The sequence below is a fragment of the Anaeromicropila herbilytica genome (assembly GCF_016591975.1).
GTDB classification, from domain to species: Bacteria; Bacillota; Clostridia; order Lachnospirales; family Lachnospiraceae; genus Anaeromicropila; species Anaeromicropila herbilytica.
Map to the genome: position 1 here is coordinate 474,865 of NZ_AP024169.1, position 17,174 is coordinate 492,038.

16 protein-coding genes are annotated in these 17,174 nt (G+C 33.4%); 12 read left to right on the plus strand and 4 right to left on the minus strand.

Features of this window, described 5'->3' with window-relative positions; genetic code table 11:
• Positions 1 to 200 precede the first annotated feature (200 nt).
• Positions 201 to 1,040, minus strand: coding sequence for a GNAT family N-acetyltransferase (locus bsdtb5_RS02025; RefSeq protein ID WP_271714388.1), 840 nt, complete (start codon positions 1,038 to 1,040; stop codon positions 201 to 203).
• Between the two features lie 227 nt (positions 1,041 to 1,267).
• On the opposite strand from bsdtb5_RS02025, the gene bsdtb5_RS02030 reads away from it, so the two are divergent.
• Positions 1,268 to 1,870 carry a GrpB family protein gene (locus tag bsdtb5_RS02030; protein WP_271714389.1) on the plus strand — a complete coding sequence of 201 codons (603 nt, stop codon included), beginning with the start codon at positions 1,268 to 1,270 and terminating at the stop codon, positions 1,868 to 1,870.
• Between the two features lie 25 nt (positions 1,871 to 1,895).
• Positions 1,896 to 2,684 (plus strand): P-loop NTPase family protein, encoded by a 789-nt coding sequence (locus bsdtb5_RS02035; RefSeq protein ID WP_271714390.1) that lies wholly within the window; start codon positions 1,896 to 1,898, stop codon positions 2,682 to 2,684.
• Between the two features lie 268 nt (positions 2,685 to 2,952).
• Here the strand turns inward: bsdtb5_RS02035 and bsdtb5_RS02040 are convergent, their stop codons facing one another.
• Positions 2,953 to 4,587: an RNA polymerase sigma factor gene (locus bsdtb5_RS02040; RefSeq protein ID WP_271714391.1), complete on the minus strand. Its 1,635-nt coding sequence runs from the start codon at positions 4,585 to 4,587 to the stop codon at positions 2,953 to 2,955.
• A gap of 403 nt (positions 4,588 to 4,990) precedes the next feature.
• On the opposite strand from bsdtb5_RS02040, the gene bsdtb5_RS02045 reads away from it, so the two are divergent.
• The 6 genes from bsdtb5_RS02045 to bsdtb5_RS02070 all read left to right on the plus strand — a co-directional run bounded on the left by bsdtb5_RS02045 (position 4,991) and on the right by bsdtb5_RS02070 (position 9,648).
• Complete coding sequence (locus bsdtb5_RS02045; protein WP_271714392.1) at positions 4,991 to 5,329, plus strand: DUF1801 domain-containing protein; 339 nt, start codon at positions 4,991 to 4,993, stop codon at positions 5,327 to 5,329.
• Positions 5,329 to 5,805, plus strand: coding sequence for a C15 family peptidase (locus bsdtb5_RS02050; protein WP_271714393.1), 477 nt, complete (start codon positions 5,329 to 5,331; stop codon positions 5,803 to 5,805). Before bsdtb5_RS02045 ends, bsdtb5_RS02050 begins: the two co-directional genes overlap by 1 nt.
• A gap of 128 nt (positions 5,806 to 5,933) precedes the next feature.
• Positions 5,934 to 6,872 (plus strand): helix-turn-helix transcriptional regulator, encoded by a 939-nt coding sequence (locus tag bsdtb5_RS02055; protein WP_271714394.1) that lies wholly within the window; start codon positions 5,934 to 5,936, stop codon positions 6,870 to 6,872.
• A gap of 134 nt (positions 6,873 to 7,006) precedes the next feature.
• Positions 7,007 to 8,035, plus strand: a complete 1,029-nt coding sequence (locus tag bsdtb5_RS02060) for a MerR family transcriptional regulator (protein ID WP_271714395.1) — start codon at positions 7,007 to 7,009, stop codon at positions 8,033 to 8,035.
• 45 nt (positions 8,036 to 8,080) lie between these two features.
• Positions 8,081 to 8,689, plus strand: a complete 609-nt coding sequence (locus bsdtb5_RS02065; protein ID WP_271714396.1) for a class I SAM-dependent methyltransferase — start codon at positions 8,081 to 8,083, stop codon at positions 8,687 to 8,689.
• Between the two features lie 140 nt (positions 8,690 to 8,829).
• Entirely contained in the window at positions 8,830 to 9,648 is an 819-nt protein-coding gene (locus bsdtb5_RS02070) for a nitroreductase family protein (protein WP_271714397.1), read from the plus strand.
• Positions 9,649 to 9,666: 18 nt separating this feature from the next.
• On the opposite strand, the gene bsdtb5_RS02075 is transcribed toward bsdtb5_RS02070, so the two are convergent.
• Together bsdtb5_RS02075 and bsdtb5_RS02080 are read right to left on the minus strand one after the other, a co-directional pair.
• Positions 9,667 to 10,938 (minus strand): sensor histidine kinase, encoded by a 1,272-nt coding sequence (locus tag bsdtb5_RS02075; protein WP_271714398.1) that lies wholly within the window; start codon positions 10,936 to 10,938, stop codon positions 9,667 to 9,669.
• A gap of 15 nt (positions 10,939 to 10,953) precedes the next feature.
• Positions 10,954 to 11,658, minus strand: coding sequence for a LytR/AlgR family response regulator transcription factor (locus bsdtb5_RS02080; RefSeq protein ID WP_271714399.1), 705 nt, complete (start codon positions 11,656 to 11,658; stop codon positions 10,954 to 10,956).
• 281 nt (positions 11,659 to 11,939) lie between these two features.
• Here bsdtb5_RS02080 and bsdtb5_RS02085 point away from each other — a divergent pair, with 281 nt between their 5' ends.
• The 4 genes from bsdtb5_RS02085 to bsdtb5_RS02100 all read left to right on the plus strand — a co-directional run bounded on the left by bsdtb5_RS02085 (position 11,940) and on the right by bsdtb5_RS02100 (position 17,003).
• On the plus strand, positions 11,940 to 12,698 hold the full coding sequence (locus bsdtb5_RS02085) for an ABC transporter ATP-binding protein (protein ID WP_271714400.1): 759 nt from the start codon (positions 11,940 to 11,942) through the stop codon (positions 12,696 to 12,698).
• Complete coding sequence (locus bsdtb5_RS02090) at positions 12,685 to 14,796, plus strand: FtsX-like permease family protein (RefSeq protein ID WP_271714401.1); 2,112 nt, start codon at positions 12,685 to 12,687, stop codon at positions 14,794 to 14,796. Before bsdtb5_RS02085 ends, bsdtb5_RS02090 begins: the two co-directional genes overlap by 14 nt.
• Positions 14,797 to 14,973: 177 nt before the next feature.
• Entirely contained in the window at positions 14,974 to 16,473 is a 1,500-nt protein-coding gene (locus bsdtb5_RS02095) for a protein adenylyltransferase SelO (protein ID WP_271714402.1), read from the plus strand.
• 212 nt (positions 16,474 to 16,685) lie between these two features.
• The gene (locus bsdtb5_RS02100) at positions 16,686 to 17,003 is read left to right on the plus strand and encodes a glutaredoxin domain-containing protein (RefSeq protein ID WP_271714403.1); all 318 of its coding nucleotides are present in this window, start codon (positions 16,686 to 16,688) and stop codon (positions 17,001 to 17,003) included.
• The last annotated feature ends 171 nt before the right edge of the window (positions 17,004 to 17,174 follow it).

Consider the following 17,174-nt stretch of genomic DNA (forward strand, 5'->3'; position numbering starts at 1 on the left):
GGATAAGTTATTAAGGAATTTTATAATATGTCCTTTCTGACTCTTTATTAAGTGGGGAAGGACGTATTCGTTTGGGCGATATAATATGAGTTGGGGTCAAAAGCCTTTCATAACTTGCATTGTGTATAATGATACAGCAATATACACTCATCAAACTTAAATAAGGCTTTTGGACCCAACTCATATTATATGGTATTGTATTATATTTTTCGTTCCATACAAATGGAATCTGGCATATTTGCATATTGCCCATAATTTGGAATGACTTTATATCCCGCTTTTTGATATACATGACAAGCAGCTTCCAAAGGCTTTCCAGTCTCTAGAATGCAATATTTATAACCCTTTATTTTTGCCTTTGCTTCTAATCGTCGAAGCATCTCGGTACCTAATCCAATATTTCGACAGGATGCATCGGTATAGATACGCTTTAATTCTGCGTGCTCTTCATCATACATTTTAAATGCACCACAGGCAACGGGAATTCCTTTTTGATAAGCTATAATCACATCATGGATGTTATCTCGTTGATTATATTGGTCATATTGCTTTCTCTGAAAAATAGTTCCGACCAGTTCGTCTAGAGTTCTATCTAATTCAGTACAAAGCATAGCAAAATCAGGATCTTCGCCATTCGTATCTTTAAACTCCAATTCTGATAATTCTAATAACTGACCTTTTGACTTCTTGCTTAATTTCCCTAAGACTGCATCATATGCTTCATCAATCATTTGAAATAATAGATCTATATTTTCGAAACGATCTAGATCAACCGTATTCCAATATGGTTGCTGAACTGGTGGACAATGATATCCACGTACAATAATTTCTGGATATAGTTGTCGATACATATCAGCTTTTTCTGGTTCGCATTTTAAGGTAATCTTATAGAAATCTTTTTGTGGATTGAATTGCGCGAATATCTTTCCCATCACACGATAACAGATAGGAAAGGTACCAAAAGGCCTTGACTCATATGCTCCAGGTTGTTTCAAACAGTATTCTTCTATAGATTGAATTATTTCCATATTATTTTGCATGTGTTTTCTCCTCGATATAATTGAAATATAGTATATAAATAGATTTTAGGTAGAGTATATAACACTGATGTAATCTAGCAAAGCTCTTGTATAAAAGTTATGATTATGATACCATATTATCCATAAAATGTCATTTTATTAATGAAATTGGGGTTAAATAAAATGGTATTAGACAAGAAAAATAGGATAGATAGGAACAGAAAGTATATTTTATGGAGGGGCTTAGGATGGTTAAAGAGCTGTCAGAAATGACCTTAGAAGAATTGTGGGAGTTATTCCCTATTATATTGAAAGAATATAATGCGGACTATCCAAAATGGTATGAAATAGAGAAAGATAACCTATTGGAGAATTTCAATGATGGAATTATAGTAAGGATAAATCATATAGGAAGCACAGCAGTTTCAGGAATTATATCAAAGCCAACAATTGATATTCTTATGGAGATATCTCGGGATAGCAATATAGCACAGATTGAGGATAAGTTAAAATCGATGCAATGGAACCTGATGAATTCTTCAGAGACACCAAGCTTTAGACAAACATATAATAAAGGCTATACGAAATATGGATTTGAAGAGAAGGTATATCATCTTCATGTACGTTATGTGGATGATTGGAGTGAATTATATTTTCGGGATTATTTGATTGAACACAAAGAGGTTGCTGGAGAATATGTTGATCTTAAAATGAAGTTAAAGGATAAATATGAACATAATCGAGATGCATATACGAACGAAAAAGCAGCATTTGTAGATAAATATTCAAAGATTGCAAAAGTAGAGTATGGTAATCGATATAAATTAGAGATTAATGCTATATCCTTTTAGGCATAATAGGAAGAGAGGTAATAATATGCTTAATATTTATGTAGAAGGAGTTCCAGGGAGTGGAAAAAGCACATTATTAGGTGAATTGCAGAAAAATGTTCCAGAGTATAAATACTATTATGAAGGAGATATCTGTCCAGTTGAGCTTGCATGGTGTTCCTATATGACGCAAGAACAATATAATAAGGCAATCGAAGATTGGCCACAATTTGAGTCAATGATAAAAGAGAATTCGAAAATGGAAGGTAGTTATTATATTGTCTCATATACTAAGATTCAGACAGATAATCATGAATTTTATAGATATATGGAACAGTACGAAATATATGGCGGACGAAAAAATATTCAGGAATTTGAAGAAATCATTTTTTACAGATTTCATAGTTTTTATGAAACAGGGAATGTCTTTGAATGTGCATTCTTTCAAAATATAATTGATGAACTAATGTTATTTGCTGAATATGATGATAATCAGATATTAGATTTCTACCGTATGTTAATCACACAGATTACTGATGACTTTTTAGTGATACGCTTAATTAGCAATGATATCAAGAGTAGTATTGAACAGATTAAAAAAGAAAGAATTAACGAGCAAGGCGAAGAGGTATGGTATCATCTAATGATGGATTACTTAAGCAAATCTCCTTATGGAAAGTATAGGAATTATCAAGGTTTTGATGATATGGTAAGATATTTTGAACGAAGAATAACGTTAGAGAAGAGAATAGCAAGTGAGATATTACAGAACAAGTGTATTAATATTGAGAGCAAAAATTATCAGTTAGGTGATATACTGAAATTTCTTAAATGATGTAACTAAACTTATAAATAAGGGATTTTTGGAGCATTAAATAATACAATCACTATTATATGTTATATGGTAAACTTAAATTAATTATCAGCTAATCAAGAATATTGAACAATTTCTTTATAAAATTGCCAGGTATCTAATATTAAATAAGATATCCTGGCAATTTTGATTCCAGCCTATGTAATTAGTAATTGGTATTCGCTACTAAGCTAATCAGATAGAGTGGGTGTTGATAAATCAATGATTTGGACTAATATTGTTGATAACCTCACTGGTTGGGCATGATCAATGTTGATAACGCAATTCTTTGCTCTTCTTTTGGTAGCTTTAATCTTCCGTTTTCAAGTAATTCTTTTATGCTATATAGCAAAAACCATCCATCAGAATAAAAAGTATGTTGAAGTCCAAACGCAACCATTTTCTGAACATGTTTTGGTTTACTGTTAATACATTTCTTACAATACTCTTGTTTTAAAGATTCTAATTTGCTCATATGTCTGATTCGAATCTGTTCACTTAAGTTTAAGAGTGTTTCTTTGGTCTTAGAGTCTTTTAACCAAATAATCTCGAGTTCAAATTCACCATCTATATTTTTAATATATCCTTTTTGCGCTAAGTAGGTATATTCATCTTTCGACAGCAGGTCTTTTTTTACAAAGCGGCCTAAAAGCCTTAAATCACGTGTAATCTCGTCACTATAGTTACTTGGGTATAATTCACGGTCAGACCATTCTGAATTAATTTGCCACATAAGAATATTCTCGTCTTCGTTATTTAACCCATTCCATAATGGTCCCATCCATTTCCCCATACTGTCATAATATTTAGGTGACTTGCCATCTGCTATATCTAAGCTGGCATATGCAATATTTTGCCCGCCGTCTTTTCGAATGGTTGTGACTTCTTCAAATGTAATCTTTTCTTCAAGATTATGGTTTGGCCAAGCAAGAAGAAAAGGAACAAGCCCCCAAGCTAGAAAATTCTTATCCTTGTCTGGATAATAGAGCTGTATTTGTTCAAGAATATCCGAAGTCATTAGTTCGTCAAATAGTTCATTTGATATTATTTTTGCTGCTTTTGAATACATATTATCTTGAAGTTCCATGATTTCATAAGTGTCTTCATTTAATTCATCAATCACGATATTTGCCAAATATTTATTTCCCTTTTGGGTTAAGAAACCATAGTCATATAGAAATGCTATTTCATTTTCTATATATACAGGAGATACATTTAGACAGTCAGCAATTTCATTTATATTCTTGGCTTCATGGTATACACAATAAAGAATGTTTTGTGATAAAATGCTTCGTAGAAAATCCGAGACATTTCCCATCGTACCAATCGAACCGGAGAATCCCATCATAGTAAACTTGATTGGATTAAACTTTAATTCATTTACATTTCTCATTTTTTCCATCCCTTTCTTCATTTCACGCTTTGCTTCAAAAAGATGCCACTTAACAGTACCTGTAGGAATTGATATTATTTCTGCAATATCGTCTATTTTTCTACCCTCGTAATAATAAAGAATGATAATCTTTCGTTGCATATTAGAAAGATAAGCAATCTCCTTTTGTACATTTTGAAGAGTTTCTTGATTAGAGAGCTCTTCCACAAAGTCACTTTGAGGATAGATCAGTTCAGAACATTCATCTATGCATGTAACAGCATTTCTTTTTTGCTTCTTTCGGTAATAATTCACTAAAGTATTGTGCGCCACGCACCATACAAAGGCATTTACGTCATCGATTTCTTTTACTAGTAACGCCTGATAAAGCTTCTCTGCAATATCCTGTGACAGGTCTTCAGCATCCTGTAGATTGGCAGTCCGTTTGAGGGCAAAGCCATACAACTTTGTTACATATTCAGTTATCACTTGATTCGCATCTTTTTGATTCATTTTTTGCTCCTTGTAAAACGTTTTACATATAGATAGACACCAAAAGGGAGAAAAGGTTGGAAATTATATGGATATTTATTGTCATTTCAAGATGACAGGATTCCTTTAGTATTGAAATAGGTTATTGAAATATACTGGAATGTGACATGACAGAATTTCAATATATTCAATATTCATTATACTTCTAAAATCGTATTTGTAGCAATATTATCTATATTTTAAAAAAGTTAAGAATACACCCTTAAACAGAAGGAGCGCTAAAGCAGAGGAAAAATGTCGCTTTGAGCTTTGTACCAACGCAGATTGACTTCCTATATTAGGAAAAGTATAATTTATTCAATAAGATGACTAGATGATGTATTAGTAAAAAATAAAAAATAGAAGGTAAAGTGAGGATATCTATATGACTGAAGAGATACAAAGCTACATAGATCAATATGGTGAAGAGATACAACTATATTTTAATAACTTAAGAGAGTTAATATATAAAAGCACTACATCTGAAATAGAAGAAAAACTATGGGCAAAATTACCGAGTTATTACGTTGGAGAGAAATTCGTACGAATTATCCCTTTTAAAGATCATGTTAATATTGAGGCAAGTGCAATTATGGAACATAGAAATCAGTTGGAACAATTCAAGATAACACCAAAAGGCATGTTACAAATCTATGCCAATCAGGATATACCATGCAAGATTTTGGAGATTATTTTTAGAGAGACTTATGAGGTAAACCAGTAATGAAACTGTTGGTCGCATGCTTTGGTGGAAGTGATAATGGTGCTTATCACATTCTCCAAAAGATGAAGAATTATTGTAATAAGTTAATCCTAGAAAATGACAAAGAACAATCTTGCATACAATTAAAACAAGCAGTGGATAAAACTAACTATAACAAAGTTGTTATTCTAGGGCAAAAACCATTGATTAAGGATAAATATTGTATTGAGACAAAAGGAAGATGTTTGGATAGGCAGATTAAGACTCACTTTAAGTATGAGGAATTAGTTAGAATATTTGAAGAATGTAATGTATGCTATAAAATTTCAGATAATGCAGGTACCTCTTACTGTAATCATATATATTATTGGGCACTGGAACAACTGAAAGATAAGGAAGTACTATTTTTACATACTCCTTATTTAAAAAACATTACAAATGTGGAAAATATGGCGAGAGTGATTGATGATTATGTAAGGAAAAATTATTATGTATAAAATTAGAATATTAAGTCAGATGAAGATGAGAGAAAAAATCAACCACCTATTGTTAGACCAATTCATATCCATCCATTATAATATTTATATGAATCGTCGACCGTTCAAATATCGAAAGGACTGATTGTATGAATATTAAAATATGCAGTAATATATTAAAGTATCGTAAGCAAAATGGTGTTACTCAGGCTGAGCTAGCAGAGTATTTAGGAGTATCACCTCAAGCAGTATCAAGGTGGGAGCAGGAAGCTTCTGTCCCGGATATTTATTTAATTCCGAAGATATCATCTTTTTTTGGAATATCCATTGATACACTGTTTGGAACCTCCGACTGTGAGAAAGCTGAATTACTCGTATCAAAGTATTCCTTTATACAAAGTGATAAGAATTATAAAGAAGCAAAGGAGTCAGTAGATACGCTACTAGAGATGGACTCAGATAGTTTAAAAGCATTAGAACTACTTTGCCGTCTGGAGTTAGAAAGAGGGATAGAGTATATTAGAAAAAGTAAGGAAGTGTGCATGAACTTACATCAGAAAGCAATAGGAAGAGATGAGGACTTAGAATATAGGGCTGCCATCCAACTGATGAGAACGAATGCAATGTTAGGGGATTGTAGTTTTGTGGAGGATTATGTACGAGAATTCAATGAGTCGAAAACAATTGATAATTTGAAAAGACTCATAGTAGCCAAATCATATGATAATAAAGTCCAATATGAAGAGGTTCTTCGATGGTGTGGAGAGCATTTAAGTGCATATAGCAAGGAAGAGCAGAGAAAGGTATATCCAATATTAATGGACTTGGCGTATGAGCTAGGAAATCTCGATTATGTGATACATTGTTTTGAAGTGATTACTGAGGACAAAGAAAATACTTCTCAGGTATTTAATGCATGGTGGTTACTATGGAAGACCTATCATAAATTAGGATACGATATTGAAACTGAGAAATGTAGAATTGAATTATTAGAGCAATTACATAAGCAGAATTACAATGAGTATGTATTAGAACAAATGAGAATGCATCTAGATGGTAAGGGAGAGAAACTGCAGACTATATTGTAAGAATATAGATAAATTACTTGATAAGTTTAAAATGATTGAGAAAGTGATAGATAAAATATCAATGAAAACATTTTCTTGACATTCGCCTTAGGCGAAGGTGTATCTTTGAGTTATCAAAGATAAGGAGACTAACGATGTATACCATAAAGCAAGTATCAGAAAAATTAAAAGTTCAAGCAAATGCAATACGTTTTTATGAGAAGAAAGGCCTTTTAATCCCTAATCGAGGAAATAATAATTATAGAGAATATAGCATTGAAGATATCAGTCGCCTAGAAATGATTATTCTCTATCGAAAAATGGGATTCTCGATTGATTCCATTCGTATGCTTTTACAAGATAAGAAGAATCCAGAGTTACTGAATCAATATGTAGCTCAATATAATATTCTGAACCATCATATACATACCATGTGTTCTGTGAGAGAAACTTTAGGAAAATGCGTAGAAGACCTACTAAATGGTGACAGTGTTCAAACAGAGATGATTAAAAAAATGGAAAAAACAGCAGAGATTATTGCATCCTCGAATGAATGGGAGGATAAATGGCATTTTGATTCATGGGCAGAACATTATGACAGGGATATTCGAAGAAAGGGAAAAGGATTAGATTTTTATTGTAATTATGACAAAGTGATTGAAATGACAGTGCAAAATATAAAGGGTCCTAAAGTTGCTGAGATTGGCATAGGTACAGGTAATCTTGCAAAAGTAGCATTAGAAAGTGGTATTGAATGCAATGATTATGTTGGAGTTGATCAATCACTTAATATGTTGAAGGAAGCTAAGAAGAAATGCCCTGATATTGAATTAAGACTGGGGGAATATCTACAATTGCCACTGGATAATAATATATATGATACGGTAGTAACATCATATGCATTTCATCATTGTGACCATGATGAAAAAGTACTTGCTATTAAAGAAATGGATAAAGTTCTAAGTCATCATGGTAGAATTATTATTACGGATCTAATGTTTGAGAATGAAGAAAAAAGAAATAGATATGAGGATTCATGTTCGAAGGAATCGAAAGAAGATCTATTGGATGAGTATTTTGGCAATGTTGATGAAGTGGAGGAAATGTTCATTCAGCAAGGCTTTCATTGTAAGAAAGAGCAGATAGATGAATTGATATGGATTATAGTAGCCCAAAGAGTGTAGAACACGTTAATTCTACGCGTAAGTATTTTAAAATGGAGGTATCCCATGATTGAAACAGATGAATGGAGTGTATATTTTGAACATTCCAATACGAATCCACCAAGCGATACAGCAATAAATGCTTTAAAAGAATTGAAAAATCTTAAAGGAGAAATGATCGACCTGGGTTGTGGTGCAGGAGTAGACGCATTATACTTTCTTGAAAATGGGTGGAATGTAACAGCAATTGATAGAGAGATAGATTTCATAACAAACATTAGGGAGAAAATGCCTGAAAAGCTTCAGAAAAGATTCCAGATAAAAAAGATGTTATTTGAAGAGTTGAAGATACAGAATGCTATAGATTGCATTTGTGCTAACTATAGTCTGCCATTTTGTAATCCGAGCTATTTTGGCGTAATGTGGGAGGCAATTGTACATAGTATCAAGAGTGGAGGAATATTTTCTGGGGTATTTTTCGGAGATAGAGATGATTGGGCATTAAATTTTCCAGAACGCACATTTCACTCAAAAGAACATGTAATTGATATGTTTAATCAATTCCACATTATTGATATGATGGAAGATGAATATGAGGGGAAGTGTTGTAATATACATGGTAATCCCATTCCAAAGCACTGGCACATTATTAGGGTAATTGCTCGTAAAATATAAATTATTGTTAATACTTTTAATAACTTAGATTCAAACTTTGAATTATAGTAATTAAGACAACTTAACCTTTAAATTTATCAAATATTTGATAAACTTATTAACTGTCAAGTTTGAGTTATATATTCTAATGGAGGAATAATATGAAAGAAACGTTTAATAAACCAATTCAAGAGATTATCAAAATGAGATATTCCGTAAGAAGTTATAACAATAAAGGGTTAACACCTGATGCAAGGCAAAAGATTCTTTCTTATATTGAAGAAATAAATCAATCTGAAGGTATTTTCGGCGGTAGGATAAGGGTTAAGCTAATTCAGAGAGATGACGGTGATAAGGAAATAAAATTAGGTACCTATGGTGTGATAAAAGGAGCGAAGGATTATCTGGGTGTCGCTTGCCAAAGTACAGATAATAATCTTGTGGATTTAGGATTCTTATTCGAAAAACTAGTATTATACTGTACCTCAATTGCTCTAGGAACGGTATGGATGGGCGGTACATTTAGCAAAGGTAATTTTGCAAAGGCAATGAATCTAGAAGAGAACGAGATACTTCCAATCATCTCACCAGTTGGAATAGAAGGTAACAACAAATCAATTCTCGCAAAGATGCTTAGTAAGAACTCTTTAAAGAGAAGAGAGTATACAGATATATTTTTTAATAAAAATTTTAATACACCTTTAACCTATAAGGAAGCAGATGAATATCAAGATGCATTAGAGATGGTGCGCCTTGCACCATCAGCTATGAATAAGCAACCTTGGAGAGTGGTAAAGGAAGATAAGAATATTCATTTCTATTCCGCAGGGAAAGCCGAGATGAGCCATGTCGATATTGGAATTGCATTATGTCATTTTTACTACTCTGTAATTGAGAACGGGTTAAACGGAGAATTTAAGATACTTAGCGGCAAGGATAACGATAAGTATACCTATGTAATTACGTGGTGTGGTTTGTAATTATGAGCATCCCCTTTTTTATAGTGGAATCAATGTGGTAACACAAAATTCCTCATCCGTATAAGCTATCTCTATCGTACCATGATAACGATTTACAATATCTTTGATATTCTTAAGGCCGAAACCGTGAGATTCAGAATCTTTTTTATTAGTTTGAATTCTACCATTCTTTTTAATAATTGTATTATCTCTTGTGTTTTTGATTTCATAGCTAAAGAATCCGTTGAAGCATCGTGCCTTTACTGAAATGTTTCTCTTTGATATATTGGGAACCTGCATACTGGCTTCAAGCGCATTATCCAGTGTATTCGCAATTAGAGAGCATAGACTGATACTATCAATCCCAATATTGTTGTCTATGTCTATTAGAAAGTAGCACTTGATGTGATGCTCTTTGGCAAGAATATATTTTGTATTTAGGATAGCATTAATTATACTGTTTTGGCAGAACATTTGTTGGTCAGTTGCAAATTCATCGGAAAGATTAGAAAGATATTCTGACGCCTGTTTCGTTTCCTGATTTGCTAAAAATGTATGAATGACGTTCAAATGATTTTTCATATCATGTCGAAGTTTGCGAATGTTCTGCTGGTTATTATCTAGTTCTTCGTAATAGGACTGCTGATATTTTAATATTTGTACTTCAGATGCTGTTTTCATTGTCTGTGAGATGTAGGAACAAAGATAACAGGTTCCTAGACCAGTAAAGATGCAGGAAATACAGGCAGGATAGGTAAGATAGGAGGTGGCTGAATCACTATTATAGATGATAGTGATAATTCCAATAAAGGAAGTAATACAGACAGCATCTATAATAAACCACATTTTACTTGTGAGATTTAGTGAAATATCAACAATCCATTTCCTAGTAAAACGGTAGATAAGGTACCAGAAAGGGATTCTAAGAGCTAATGTAAAGCTAGATAATATAGCTTCAGCAATAGGAGTCATGCTTTCATGAAATATATATTTCCAGATTAATAAGCCCATGTCCTGTGTCATATAGTTAATAGACACAATGATTGGATAAAAGACCAGACTGCAGGAAAGGTTGTGCACGTAATTCTTAGAGCAAAAAAGTAATATTACCAACAGAAATTCAAACAGAATAGCCATGCATCCAGTTATCTCTTCTGGGAAAATGACAGTATCAGAAGTATACAATACAAGAAGGAAAAGTAGTGGTTTCACCCATTTGGATTCTTTTAATATTAACAGCTCTTTTAGAATGTTATATAGAAAGAGAGAATAAGTAATGCAGATTATAACTTTTATGATGATTTCACCCATGATAGATTCCCTCCTTTAATTTAGCATATATTTGGCGTAAGCAATGGCTAAATCCTCCTTGCAGGAACGGCTGACAGGGAGAGTTTCACCGTTAATAACCGTTGTATTGCCGTTAAGCGTGTTAAGATATCGTAAGTTAATTATGTATCGATTATGAATACGAACAAAGCAGATTGGTAGTTGTTTCTCAATATCGCTTAGTTTCCCATAGAAAGTATGGGTGTCCGTTTCTGTAACAACATGAACAGTATGACGTTCACTGTATAAATATTGAATGGTCTGATAAGGCAGACGGATACTACCTGTGCGTTGCTCAATCAGGATACAAGATTCTTGCGTCACATCCAGATCTTTTAGGGCAGTATGTAGAACGTCAATAATTTTGGTCTTTTCATAAGGTTTCATCACGTAGTTTAATGCCCGTACTTCGTACCCCTGAAACACAAAATCAGAGTAAGAGGTTACAAATATAATAAGAGCAGAAGGAGATTTCATTCTGATTTCCTTTGCTATTTCTATCCCGTTTTTTCTCTTCATTTCAATATCTAGAAAAATAATCTGCTTGTCTAGGTTATTCTCATAATTCATAATTAAGTCTTCTCCACAGGAAAATTCATTCATATGAAAAGAAATACCACACAAGTCAAGTTCTGTTCCGATGATCTGTTTTAAATCGTTACGGAACACTTTTTCATCATCGCATATATATATCTGTAACATTAATAATCCAGCCTTTCGTATCGTACTAATGACCATATTATACTATAACTGTAAATTTTATTCATCTAAAATGTAATTAAATGATTATTAAAGTACTTACTTTAATGAATTTAATATCAAAACTATTTATATTATGCAATTACCTTAGAAAAGTAGTAATAGTATGGTTCAAAAAGTATCGTTCAAAACTTGTTTAAATAGATACCAAACTTGCAAGTTCACAAGATAGAAAACGAGAGGTAGTAATTATAGAATAAAAGAAAAACACTGGAGGTATAAATATGTTACAGGTAAAGCATTTATATAAAAGTTACCAGAGTGGAACAATTAAATATGAGGTATTAAAAGACGTAAGTTTTGAAGTAATGGAAGGAGAATTCGTAGCAGTGATGGGGCCGTCAGGAAGTGGTAAGACGACACTTCTAAACTGCATTTCCTGCTTTATCCCTTACGATAATGGTGAAATCTTACTGAAAGGAACCAGTCTTTCAAAACTGAACGAAAAGCAGATTGCAAAAGTAAGAAATGAAAAATTAGGATTTGTGTTCCAGGACTTTATGTTATTAGATGGACTGACTGTCTTTGAAAATGTATGCATTCCAAAAATTATTGATGAAGCGCCTTATGAAGAGATGGAGAAAAAGGCTGAAAATTTATTGAAACTATTTGGTATTGATGATATCAAAGATAAATATCCCGCAGAGATCTCAGGTGGACAAAAACAGCGAACTGCCGTGGCAAGGGCATTAATGAATAATCCTTTTCTAATTCTTGCCGATGAGCCAACCGGAAATCTTGACAGCAAGTCTAGTGAAGCTGTAATCGGAGCATTTGTAAAAGCGCAGAAAGAAATGAAGGCAACCACATTTATGGTAACGCATGATAGCTTCTCGGCTAGTTATTGTGACAGGGTGATTGTAATGAAGGATGGAAAAATATACAAAGAGCTGATAAGAAGTGGGAGCCAACGAATGTTCATGGATAGACTTCTAGAAGTATTAGGAGCAATGAATGGTGGTGATGAGCATGACTGTAAATAAGGTGTGGGAGAAGTTAAGGAAAAAGAATAGAGAGCCTTACCAACAGTTTGAGTTCTGTGTGGGATTTGCAGTAATGCTAATTAGTTCTTATCTAATTATGCTATATAGTCCATTAATACAGAGAACACTTCCAGAAGGCGGAGACTCCAGAATGCAAGTATCCATGATCTTTGTCGTGGCCGCAGCAGGATGTGTTATTTTTGTTATTTATGCAGCAGGTATGTTTTTACGGTATAAAAGTAAGGAAGTGGGAGTGTTTCTTGCACTCGGAATGGATAAAGGGAGAATCAAAAAAGCATTGCTAGGTGAGATTGCAAGATGCATGTTTAAAACAGCTGTGATTGGTATAGTCGCAGGAAGTCTGATGGCATTGCTAATAGGAAAAGTGTTTGAACAGATTGCAAAAAGGGTTACCAACTATTCCTTTGAATTTACCGTAAAAGGAATAACGTTCGGGATTATGTATGCCCTAATTATTACGGTTGTTATTATGATTATGGTATTCCGTTTTATGAAGAAAACGAACATAATGGATATATTGAATGAACAAAGAAAACAAGAACCTATAAAGAAGATGGTAACATCAACATATCTAGTAAGTGGAATTGCTCTGTCAGTAATAGGGGTGTTTGTAGGCTACATATTGCCAGCGGTTGTGATAAGATTTATGCACCATTATCTTGGTGGCTGGACAAATATTTTTTACATTCTTGTTCTAATCGGATTGTATCGAATTATGGTCTATTCCGTTTCCTGTCACAGAAAAGGAGGGAATCCACAGAAGTATTATAGAAATATGATTTCCTATGGAATGCTAAAATTCATGGGAAGATCAATTGTTCGAAATATGATGGTAATTACACTTTTAGTTGTGGGAGGGCTATTCTCAGCATTCTACATTCCGTTAAATAATAGCAGTATGCAGGAAATATTAGGCCAGTACGAGGATATGTACTCTTATTCTTATACGGAGGATGCAAAAGAAGTTACACAAAAAGAGGTAGAAGCTTTGGCTATGAAATATAACGTAGAGATAAAGAATTATCGAGAAGCCAGGTTTCTTCAAGTTCTAGGAAGTGGTGTGAATCGAGATAACGTAGATAAAAGTGGAAAACTAGAAGAAATCTATCAGAAAAAATATGTGGTATACGAATGCATCAGCGCGAGTCAGTATGAAAGATTGACTGGACAGAAAAAAGATGTGGCAGAGGGGACTTATTATATGATTCAAAGCCCTAATGTTCGGGAGAATATTTTTAATCATTTTGATGATATGGATCAGTTATATCTTGATAAGGAACAGTTATATATGCCAATGAAGTATGCAGGAAATCTAACTTATCAATGCTTGGTTAATGGAAGAGGATATGATGAAAATGCCAGATTCGTAATCAGTGATCAGGATTATGGACGAATAAAAGCTGGGACTGCACAGTATTTAGCTGTTAAGCAAGTTTTATTTGATAATACAAAAGGCAAACAGGCAGTTTCTTTTGCCAATGAATTATATAAAAAATTTGCAGATCAGATGTCGGATAAGATGAACGTCTCTGCAAACTACGATGATTATAAAGCAGAATCAGCGAAATCAGATTCCATGTATTGTATGGCGGCCACTTATGATCCGGAGAATCCAGCCATGGAAAGTGATTGGAAATATGAGCCGAATTTTCAGATATTAAAACAAGAATATGGGATGTTAACCTATGCAGTATACTTATTACTGTTCTTATATGTTTCAGTTATTTGCCTTGCAGCAGTTGGAATTATTTCATATGCAAGAAGCCAGAGTGTAGGATTAAGTAGTAGACAAGTGTTTTCAGATCTGGAGAAACTGGGGGCAAATCATTCCTATCTAACAAAACTGCTAAAGAAGCAGATTCAGAAGGTATATGTTCTTCCTACGGTACTTGGAAGCTTTGTTATATTGGTATTTGAAATTATGTTGTTAAAGTTGAATGATGGAGTGATTACAAAGGGTGAGATTTATTTGATACCAGTTTTGATGTTAGTTGTGGGTATTGTGATGTTATATCAGTTTGGCATCTATTGTTATTCAACGAAAAAAGTTAAAAAGATACTTGGATTAGAAGAATAAAAAAGAATTGATATCCTATCTTAGGTTATAAGTATGAAAAATGTTTCAGCATAAAAGTCTTTTTAAGTGAAGAAACTATGCTTATATCATTTACTCATGTACATGGAGTGTCATAAATTCTGTAATATAGAATTATAATGGCACAACTAACAAGAAAGGAACATAAGGTAAGGATACATGATAGAACATCTCATAAAGACAGAATCATTTAGTGAAGATAATAACCACAATCCAGGTTGGAATTTTGATCATAGTTATGCTAAACTCTCCTCAACTTTTTATACAAAATTAAAGCCAACCCCAGTGAAGTCTCCCCAGTTAGTTAAATTGAATATTCCACTAGCCTTATCCCTTGGCCTTAATCCTAATCAGTTACAGAGTCAAGAATCTATTAAAGAATTTGCCGGAAATAAGATTCCACAAGGTGCTAACCCGCTTGCACAGGCTTATGCAGGTCACCAATATGGATACTTTACCATGTTAGGTGATGGAAGAGCAATTCTATATGGAGAACATATCACTCCAAAAGGCGAAAGGTTTGATATACAACTAAAAGGTTCTGGAGAAACGCCATATTCACGAAGAGGTGATGGAAGAGCTGCGCTTGGACCAATGCTTCGTGAATATATTATTAGTGAGGCGATGTATGCGCTTGGTATTCCAACTACTCGTAGCTTAGCTGTGGTTACAACAGGAGAGAAAGTAATACGTGAAAATGTGCTTCCTGGGGCTATTTTAACTCGCGTTGCAGCAAGTCATATTCGAGTTGGAACATTTCAATATATCGCAGCAGCAGGAAGCATTGAGGAATTAAGGGAGTTAGCGGATTATTCAATTAAAAGACACTATCCTGAGATCGAATGGGATGAGAATAGGTATCATAATTTTCTGAAAAAGGTAATTGATCGACAAGCATATCTTATTGCAAGATGGCAATCCGTAGGATTTATTCATGGGGTGATGAACACAGATAATATGACAATTAGTGGCGAAACCATTGATTATGGGCCTTGTGCTTTTATGGATACTTACAGCCCATCTACGGTTTTAAGCTCGATAGATACTCATGGACGATATGCATATGGTAATCAACCAGATATAGGACAGTGGAATCTCGCAAGATCAGCAGAAACGTTAGTTCCTTTATTAAGTGAGAAGGAGGAGGAAGGCGTTAGAACTGCGAATCTAGCATTAATGGGGTATGAAAAGGCTTTTCATGATTATTGGTTAACCAATATGAGAGGAAAATTGGGACTATATAAGCAGAATTCAGATGATGAGTTATTGATTCAAGATCTGCTACGAATTATGGATAAGAATCAATTCGATTTTACCAATACATTTCGTAATCTAACGCTTGATAAGCCAAAAGATTCTATCATAAATGGAGTTAGCGAGTATGGTGAGTGGTATGATAGGTGGAAAGTTAGATTGGAGAACCAAGACAAGACCAAGGATGAAGTACACCAAATGATGAGAAGGAATAATCCTTCGGTGATTCCAAGAAATCACCGAGTGGAAGAGGCATTAGAAGCTGCAGTGGGTGGAGATTATAGTGTTATGGATAGACTTTTAGAGGCTATCTCAAAGCCATATGATTATACCAATGATCAGGAGGAATATACAACGGTACCTGAGAAAACAGATAAATGTTACCGCACTTTTTGCGGAACTTAATATAAGAACCACAGTAGGATTAGAGCTATTTATAGTCAAACTGTGGTTCTTTCTGCATATAATGTGGATTAAATTGTGCTTGAAAGTAAAACTTGTGGATTAAAAGTGTTGCACATAAGCATTGTTCTTCGATATTTATATAAGTATGAATAGACATTACATGTAGCTAATGGGATAATAGATGCAATAATATAATTAAGGAGACTAATACTATGAAATTAATAATGTATGGGACAGAAATATGTCCAGACTGTGTAAAAGCGAAAGAAGCACTTATGAATTCTAAGGATATTGAATTAGATTATAGAAATATTACAGACAATACTGCAACTTTAAAAGAATTCTTATCTTATCGCGATCATGATGAATTATTTACACAAGTAAAGGAAGATGGTAGAATTGGAATTCCTTTTTTTATCTTAGAAGATGGAACAAAGACTTTGGAGATATCAGACTTTATTCTACTTGATACAATTGAAGATGATAATACAAAGAATTCATGCTCAATTGATGGAAAAGGACATTGCTAAGAGAGCATTATAATGTAGCACACGTAAGATAGTAATTATCTATGATAATTAATTTTATAAGAGAGTTATTAAAAAAATCTTAATAACTCTGTAATTGACGTGAGAAATCATATGTAGTACAGTAAAGATAATTTATGAAATATTTTTTATTACTGTAACTAGTATACTTAG

Excerpts from the sequence above, each read along its gene's own strand:
- bsdtb5_RS02025 (WP_271714388.1), bottom strand. The coding sequence starts at position 1,040 with ATGCAAAATAATATGGAAATAATTCAATCTATAGAAGAATACTGTTTG.
- bsdtb5_RS02030 (WP_271714389.1), top strand. The coding sequence starts at position 1,268 with ATGGTTAAAGAGCTGTCAGAAATGACCTTAGAAGAATTGTGGGAGTTA.
- bsdtb5_RS02035 (WP_271714390.1), top strand. The coding sequence starts at position 1,896 with ATGCTTAATATTTATGTAGAAGGAGTTCCAGGGAGTGGAAAAAGCACA.
- bsdtb5_RS02040 (WP_271714391.1), bottom strand. The coding sequence starts at position 4,587 with ATGAATCAAAAAGATGCGAATCAAGTGATAACTGAATATGTAACAAAG.
- bsdtb5_RS02045 (WP_271714392.1), top strand. The coding sequence starts at position 4,991 with ATGACTGAAGAGATACAAAGCTACATAGATCAATATGGTGAAGAGATA.
- bsdtb5_RS02050 (WP_271714393.1), top strand. The coding sequence starts at position 5,329 with ATGAAACTGTTGGTCGCATGCTTTGGTGGAAGTGATAATGGTGCTTAT.
- bsdtb5_RS02055 (WP_271714394.1), top strand. The coding sequence starts at position 5,934 with ATGAATATTAAAATATGCAGTAATATATTAAAGTATCGTAAGCAAAAT.
- bsdtb5_RS02060 (WP_271714395.1), top strand. The coding sequence starts at position 7,007 with ATGTATACCATAAAGCAAGTATCAGAAAAATTAAAAGTTCAAGCAAAT.
- bsdtb5_RS02065 (WP_271714396.1), top strand. The coding sequence starts at position 8,081 with ATGATTGAAACAGATGAATGGAGTGTATATTTTGAACATTCCAATACG.
- bsdtb5_RS02070 (WP_271714397.1), top strand. The coding sequence starts at position 8,830 with ATGAAAGAAACGTTTAATAAACCAATTCAAGAGATTATCAAAATGAGA.
- bsdtb5_RS02075 (WP_271714398.1), bottom strand. The coding sequence starts at position 10,938 with ATGGGTGAAATCATCATAAAAGTTATAATCTGCATTACTTATTCTCTC.
- bsdtb5_RS02080 (WP_271714399.1), bottom strand. The coding sequence starts at position 11,658 with ATGTTACAGATATATATATGCGATGATGAAAAAGTGTTCCGTAACGAT.
- bsdtb5_RS02085 (WP_271714400.1), top strand. The coding sequence starts at position 11,940 with ATGTTACAGGTAAAGCATTTATATAAAAGTTACCAGAGTGGAACAATT.
- bsdtb5_RS02090 (WP_271714401.1), top strand. The coding sequence starts at position 12,685 with ATGACTGTAAATAAGGTGTGGGAGAAGTTAAGGAAAAAGAATAGAGAG.
- bsdtb5_RS02095 (WP_271714402.1), top strand. The coding sequence starts at position 14,974 with ATGATAGAACATCTCATAAAGACAGAATCATTTAGTGAAGATAATAAC.
- bsdtb5_RS02100 (WP_271714403.1), top strand. The coding sequence starts at position 16,686 with ATGAAATTAATAATGTATGGGACAGAAATATGTCCAGACTGTGTAAAA.